6 protein-coding genes are annotated in these 6,791 nt (G+C 70.9%); 2 read left to right on the top strand and 4 right to left on the bottom strand.

The window, feature by feature from the left end; genetic code table 11:
• A partial coding sequence (locus tag OF117_RS08285) for a zinc ribbon domain-containing protein (RefSeq protein ID WP_263552348.1) occupies nucleotides 1–754 on the top strand: 754 nt, incomplete at its 5' end.
• A gap of 21 nt (nucleotides 755–775) precedes the next feature.
• Here the strand turns inward: OF117_RS08285 and OF117_RS08280 are convergent.
• The 4 genes from OF117_RS08280 to OF117_RS08265 form a co-directional block, all read right to left on the bottom strand.
• Complete coding sequence (locus tag OF117_RS08280; protein ID WP_263552347.1) at nucleotides 776–928, bottom strand: hypothetical protein; 153 nt, start codon at nucleotides 926–928, stop codon at nucleotides 776–778.
• Complete coding sequence (locus tag OF117_RS08275; RefSeq protein WP_263552346.1) at nucleotides 925–1,404, bottom strand: hypothetical protein; 480 nt, start codon at nucleotides 1,402–1,404, stop codon at nucleotides 925–927. The genes OF117_RS08280 and OF117_RS08275 overlap by 4 nt, the downstream gene beginning before the upstream one ends.
• 702 nt (nucleotides 1,405–2,106) lie before the next feature.
• Nucleotides 2,107–3,510, bottom strand: a complete 1,404-nt coding sequence (locus tag OF117_RS08270; RefSeq protein WP_263552345.1) for an AAA family ATPase — start codon at nucleotides 3,508–3,510, stop codon at nucleotides 2,107–2,109.
• 257 nt (nucleotides 3,511–3,767) lie between these two features.
• Nucleotides 3,768–5,237 carry an HNH endonuclease signature motif containing protein gene (locus OF117_RS08265; RefSeq protein WP_263552344.1) on the bottom strand — a complete coding sequence of 490 codons (1,470 nt, stop codon included), beginning with the start codon at nucleotides 5,235–5,237 and terminating at the stop codon, nucleotides 3,768–3,770.
• Between the two features lie 166 nt (nucleotides 5,238–5,403).
• Between OF117_RS08265 and OF117_RS08260 the strand changes: the two genes are divergently transcribed.
• Complete coding sequence (locus OF117_RS08260) at nucleotides 5,404–6,786, top strand: FAD-dependent oxidoreductase (protein ID WP_263552343.1); 1,383 nt, start codon at nucleotides 5,404–5,406, stop codon at nucleotides 6,784–6,786.
• Nucleotides 6,787–6,791: the final 5 nt, after the last annotated feature.

Here is a 6,791-nt window from a genome sequence, read left to right as displayed (position 1 = left end):
CACGCGGTGGCCCCTCGACGTCGGTGACCGACACGATCACCGAGGCCAGGGGCCCGATCTACACCACTCCAGGGGACTCACCCCCTGGGAGCCCATCGTCTCAGAGGACCTGCACCGGCGGGTACTGGCCACCATCGAGTCCCGCAAGGTGTCCGGCCGCCGAACGCCGCGCACGTACCTGCTGTCAGGGCTGCTGCGCTGCGGCAAGTGCGGCGGCACCCTGTACTCCTCCCGCCGCGTGGACTCCCGGCGCTACGTCTGCCTGTCCGGGCCCGACCACCGAGGCTGCGGCAGGCTCACCGTCGTCGCGCCACCCTTGGAGCAGCTGATCACCGACTACGCGCTGTTCCGCCTGGACACCCCGGCCGTGGCCGACGCGATCGCCGGACGCGGCAGCGCCGACGCCGAGGCCTCAGCCCTGGCCGCCGAACTGGCCGAAGAGCGGGAGACGCTTGACTATCTCGCCGAGCAGTTCGGGACCCGACGCATCGACCGACGGCAATGGGAGAAAGCGCGCGTCCCCGTCGAGGCACGCGTGCAGACCCTCGAAGCGCGCCTGAGCCGGATCACCAGGACCGACGCCCTCACCGGCCTGGGCACCGGGGACACACTGCGACGCAACTGGTCGGCGCTCAACCTGGACCGGCAAGCGGCGATCCTCCGCACGCTCATCGCCTCGATCACCATCGCCCCCGGCACCCGAGGCGCCCAAGCCCTCGACCCGGACCGCGTGCAGGTGTCGTGGCGGCTGTGAGCCCCGCCGGCCGGCCACGCGCTAGGCCCTGCGGGCCTGCGCCCGTGGCCGATCCCCCGGCACCCGCAGCAGCACCGCGATCCGCGCCACGACGGCCGCATCCTCGACGTGCACCGGCACTCCCGACGCCGCGCAGGACTGCTCCACCCGCCGGGCCAACTCCTCCCGGTTCACCGCCACATCGCCCACAGCGACGGCGGCCCCTGCCAGGCCAGGGACTCATCCGAGGTCCACACCTCGTCCGGGTCACCGCCCATCGCCGCGACCGCCTGGGCCATGACGTCCTCGACGGTGCGACCGCGCAGCCGGACCGTCTCCGGCTGGAAGCGCTGGGCCACCTCGTAGCGGTGCAGCCCCGGAACGCGCCGCGCGTCGAAGGTCTTGCGCACGTACTTCGACAGGTACCGGGCGGCGATCCGCGCTTCGTCGCGGGCAAGACCGGCCGCCGTCGAGCCTGACGGGGCCGACAGCCGCTTGATGTGGACGAACCCATGACCCCACGCCCGCTCGATCAGGCCACGGGCGATGAACCGGCCGACCGCGAAGTGCACGTGCAGCCCGTGATCGGTCCTGTGCCACTCCGGCACCCACAAATACGCGAACGGCGTTCCGCCCAGCAGATCCCGAAGGGCCCGGAAGAACTCACCCACCTCGCGCCGCAGCCGGTATGGGTCGTGGCAGCCGCCACCCCGGTAGGTGAGCGTGCCCAGCCGGTTGAGCCGGTTTGTGCGCGCAGTACCGGCGCACCTTGCGCGCCGCCCGCCGCGCCGCCTCTTCCCGCGACCGCTCAGGATCGCCACCCCCAGGCGCGCGCTGCACCGGAGCCGCGTAGCGGAACGACCCGCCGACCTCACCGGCGCCGGGATACAGCGTGAGGAACCAGCCCGCGGGGCTCGACGGGGACAACGGTGGGGCAGACACGAGGGGCCTCCGAGGCAACCGATCAGCAACTGATCGGCCCCGGCGGCTACGCCCTCGCGCTCATGTACTGCTTCAGCATCAGCAGCCTGCTGCCCACGCGACAAGATGATCTCGGCCCGCGGGAATTGGGGCCTTACCCCGGCCGTGAGAGCGTGGGCTACACGGGCCGTTTATCCGCAGACACCAAGCACCCTCACCGAAACCGGGTCGCCTCGTCAAGCGACACGCCGGAACCGGCGACCCCTCCGGCACGAGCATGAGCCACCCCCGCCCCCGACCAAGGGCAACCGTCACGCACGGCCTGACACCCGCAGCCCTCGGCCGGGGCCGCGCGCGGCAAGAGCACGAACCTGCGGCGCCGCCGGAGGAACGGGCCAGAAGGAACATCCCGAGTTACGTTGCTACTCCAAGTGAAGGCGTGACGCTTCGCGTCACGCCGCCTCCGGCGGGCACAGCTTGAGCCTCGTCGCAGGCGTCTCCCGGGAAAACTCGACCGAGTAGCCCACATAAGGGTCTGGCGCAACGACAGTGATTCGGTGCACGCCCTCGCCAACTCGGTCCACTCTGGTGACTCGCGCGGTCGCTTCGGCATCGTGACCCAATGGGGGTCGGTATGGCTGCCCGGGATTGACCAACTGGAACTCCATCACCGAGTGAGCGAGCCGCTCCACGAATAGGTTGAGCAGGAGCAGCAGCTCCCCGCTCGCATCTAAATCGTACGCGACCCAGTGCGCGACATCATCTATTGGACCAGCCTTCTCCGCAGCCGCCGAGGCGCTAGGGACACCCTTCGCCTGAGCCGGAATAGCCAGCACATCTTCCAGCGTGCCCTTGACGTGCAGCCACAAGCCAGAATCGCGCCACGTCTGCAAGATGCGGTCTCTCAAAGTCGCGTCAGCGGAAGCTTCAAGTGAGGAGAGCCAAAGGGCCCGACTCTTCGGGTCATCCGGCACGTTGGCCTTTCCAGCGGCTCTCAGGAGTTGGCTTAAGACTTTCGACGTGGCCGGCGGATCGGCGAAGAAGGTGTCCTTGTACGCGTCCTGCACGGCCGGAATGCCGTCCATCACACGTTGGACGGCGGGGTCGAAAATTGCGTCGAGGTCTCCCACGGCCTTTACATCGAAACCAAGCTTCCGACAGACCCCAAACCAAAGCCCAACCTTCCCAGCGCCACCACAGTTGACGAAGTCAGTCTGCGCAACGACCTCCGGTGGCTCAAGCCGATTGATAGCCACCGTCAGTGCGGCGACGTCCGTAACTCCCTCGACCAGGACCGGTCGCGGGGAGAACGCTAGCTGCGCCATAAGCTGCGGATTCTCACTCAGGGAAGCCGCGACGCGATCCTGCTGCCACGGTTCGATCACGTCGCCAACCCTAAGAGGGGTGCGCCCATGCGCAAACGACCATATGGCCTTCAAGTCATCCTGAGTGCGCGGTTTCAACATGGTCGGTTCATGAGTGACCACGACAGCGCGCCTGCCGGTAACGGCACACTCGCGACTTAACTCGGTGAGCCAGAGTCGCGCCATTGACGGATGCAAATGCAGTTCGGGCTCGTCAACGACGAGGAGCGGCCACTCCTTGCGATAGGTGGCCACCAGGAGGACGACCATTTCTCGCAATCCATGTCCCTCGTCGCGAAAGAGTGAATACTCAATCCCGCCTACGGTCACGTAGGGGTCCAGAAAACCGGACTCCTCGCGAAGCTCGACCATCCTTCCCAAAGTCCTTTTTAAGAACGCAGCGACGCGAAGGCCGACTTCCGGCTGATCCTTCAGGACATACATCTCCTCGTTACCGCCCCCAGCCTCCGCCACTCCGACTTGCTGCATCATGCGTCGGTCCTGGGCCCCAACTGGCACCCCTCGATACTCCTGTGGGACGGATCCAAAGGGGTAGGTGTTAAATGACATTAAGCCCGTCAGGCGGTCGGTGGACAGGAATCGTCCACCCATCTTCCGTGCCAATGCTCGGGCCGTCCGCGACTTGCCGCTTCCATTCCGGCCAACTAGGAATTGCACCGGCGCGGACCAGTCATTTATAGACAAGAACTCCTCCGCGCTTCCGGAGGCTGGAAATACGTCGTTGTGTGTCAGCGATACGGTTGGATCGTGAGCGAAAGGCGAGGACACAATCGCATCGTGTCACTGGCCGACGGGACGGCGCATCCGGAAGTGCTTGAGATGTGCCGCATTGGCGATCTGGGTGCACCGCAGGGCCTGGGGGCACCGAGGCGGCCGGGCCGAGCCGTGTGCCACCACATGGGGTCATAGTGGCGATTGGCCAGGTTCTCGCAGGCGGTCTGCCCGCCGACCGCGTGCGGGACGACGTGGTCGTGGTCGGCCCAGCCGGCCCGCTGCCCGCAGCCGGGGAACCGGCAGGTGCGGTCGCGCAGGGTGACGAAGGCCCGTTGGGCGTCGGTGGGCGCGTAGGCGGCGGTGGCCGGCGGCCGGCCGAGCACCGGGCAGCCGCAGTCGGCGGCGGGATGGGCCGGGCAGCCGGCGCGGGCCGCCCGGGCCAGCTGGGCGGGGGTGGCGGTGGCCCGCAGGGTGCCGTCCGCATCGGTGACCGCGACGGTCAGCGATCCGCCCTCGGGTGGGCGCAGGCCGAGGGCGTCGAGGCGGGTGAGCAGTTCGCGGACGTGCCCGGCGGTGATCGGGAGCCCGTCGACCGCGCCCGGTGTGGCCGCGTCGCCCTGCAGGGCGTCCAGCGCGGCGGTGACGGTCACGGTGGCGGTGGGGGCGGGCAGGCCGTGGTCGGCGGGCCGGCGGATCAGCCGCGAGAAGATCTCCGCCCGGAGCTGCCCGATCGGCCGCGGGTCGCCGTCGGCCTTGGCCATCCGCGCCAGCTGGTCGATCAGGTCCAGCCCCTCGGCGGCCTCCTCGGCGGGCAGCTCGGCGGCCAGGGTGGCCATGCCCTCCAGGGGTGAGGGGTAGGCGCGGACGTCGGCCGACCGCTGCGCCTGGGCGCGGCGGGCGTCGACGGCGGCGGCGTCGTGTTCGAGCAGCAGCGCCCGCGCGCGGGCGCGCAGCCGGCCAAGCGGCAGGTCGGACGCCGTGGGCAGCAGCGCGGCCTCGACCGCCCGGGCGGTGCCCGGGGTGGTGTGGGCCAGCACCTCGGCCAGCGCCTTGGCCCGCGGCTCGTCCAGCGTGCCGTCGGCCGGCGCGGCCCAGGTGGCCGGCAGGTTCTCCCGGTAGGTCCGGGCCCGGTGCACCAGGTGGGCGGCGGTGCCCCGGCCGCAGCCGAGCACCACCGCCAGTTCGGCGGTGAAGAACTCCGACACGCCGGGCAGCTCGGCGTCCGGCGCCCAGGAGCCGCGCCGGGCGCCGGGGTGGTCGGGCGGCGGGTCGAGGGTGTCGGGGGTGTCCTCGGCCAGGCCGAGGACGAGTTCGGCCTCGTAGGCGGCGTCCATCGCCCGGCGGGCCTGCACCCGCCGCAGCTCGGCGGCCTTCTGCGCCTTGCTCAGCAGCGCGACCGGCAGCCGGCGATCGGGCAGCGGCCGGGCGACCGACCAGTCGACCAGCAGCCCCTCCACCGACCGCCGGCCACCGATCCGCTCCACGGGCCGAACATACGTACGAGGTCCGACACTTCCCGGCCGTCGACCGGCGTTCCCGGTCTGCGCGGCGCACGCTTCGACCGAACCGGCACGCCGCAGCGCGCGGCGACCGGGTCGTCCCCGGGGGAGCGGCGCGCGGCGCGGGGTGCGCTGGCCTAGCGTCCGACCGGTGACGAAGCGAGTCGTGGTGATCGGTGGCGACGCCGCCGGTGGCAGCGCCGCCTCACAGGCGAAGAAGCGCTGCCCCGAGCTGGACGTGGTGATGTTCGAGCGGGGCCGGGCCACTTCCTACTCCGCCTGCGGCATCCCGTACTGGATCAGCGGCGCGGTCGGCAACGAGAAGGACCTGATCGCCCGGACGCCGGAGCAGCACCGGCAGGCCGGCATCGACGTCCGGTTGCGCACCGAGGTGACCGGCATCGACCTGGACCGGCGCACCGTCCGGTGGCGCGACTCGGAGGACGGCGACGAGGGCGACGAGCCGTTCGACGAGCTGGTCTACGCGACGGGCAGCGTGCCGATGCGGCCGCCGGTGCCGGGCATCGACGCCGGCGGCGTGCACGGCGTGCAGGTCCTCGACGACGGGGTGGCGCTGCGCGCCGCGCTCGACGGCGACGTCCGCCGGGTCGTCGTCGTCGGCGGCGGCTACATCGGCCTGGAGATCGCCGAGGCCTGCCGGGTCCGCGGCCTGGACGTCACCGTGGTCGACATGTCGCCCACGCCGGTGGGCACGTTCGACCGGGACGTCGGCGAGCTGATCGCCGACGCGGTCCGCCGGGAGGGCATCGAGCTGGTGCTCTCCGACGCGGTCGAGGCCGTCGACGTCGGTGCCGACGGGCGCGCCCGGGGGGTGGTGACGGCCAGCGGCCGGGAGCTGCCGGCCGACCTCGTCGTCCTGGGGCTGGGGGTGCGGCCGGACGTGCGGCTCGCCCGGGACGCCGGCATCCCGCTGGGCGGCTCCGGCGGCATCGCGGTCGATGCCCGCATGCGCACCGAGGTCGAGGGGATCTGGGCCGCCGGCGACTGCGTCGAGTCGCGGCACCGGCTGTCCGGCCAGCGCGTGGTCGTGGCGCTTGGCACCCACGCCAACAAGCAGGGCCGGGTGGCCGGCATCAACATCGGCGGCGGCTATGCCACCTTCCCGGGCGTCATCGGGACGGCGATCACCAAGGTGTGCAACCTCGAGGTCGCCCGCACCGGGCTGTCCACCGAGGAGGCCGAGCAGGCGGGCTACGCCTTCGTCACGGCCGCGGTCGACTCCACGACCAAGGCGGGCTACTTCCCGGGCGCATCGCCGATCCGGGTCAAGATGATCGCCGAGCGGCGCAGCGGCCGTCTGCTCGGTGCGCAGATCGTCGGCCGCGAGGACTCGGCCAAGCGCATCGACGCGCTGGCGATCTGCATCTGGAACGAGATGACCGTCGACGAGGTCCTCTCGCTGGACCTCTCCTACGCGCCGCCGTTCTCGCCGGTGTGGGACCCGGTGCTCATCGCCGCCCGCAAGGCGTTCCAAGCGGTCGAGGACGACATCCGGGAGCTGGTCACCGACTGACCCGG

Source organism: Geodermatophilus sp. YIM 151500, from assembly GCF_025716945.1.
Classification (GTDB): Bacteria; Actinomycetota; Actinomycetes; order Mycobacteriales; family Geodermatophilaceae; genus YIM-151500.
This window is presented reverse-complemented; position numbering and strand designations above follow the sequence as displayed.

Coding starts and splice junctions, on each gene's coding strand:
- OF117_RS08270 (WP_263552345.1), bottom strand. CDS start 3,510: ATGATGCAGCAAGTCGGAGTGGCGGAGGCTGGGGGCGGTAACGAGGAG.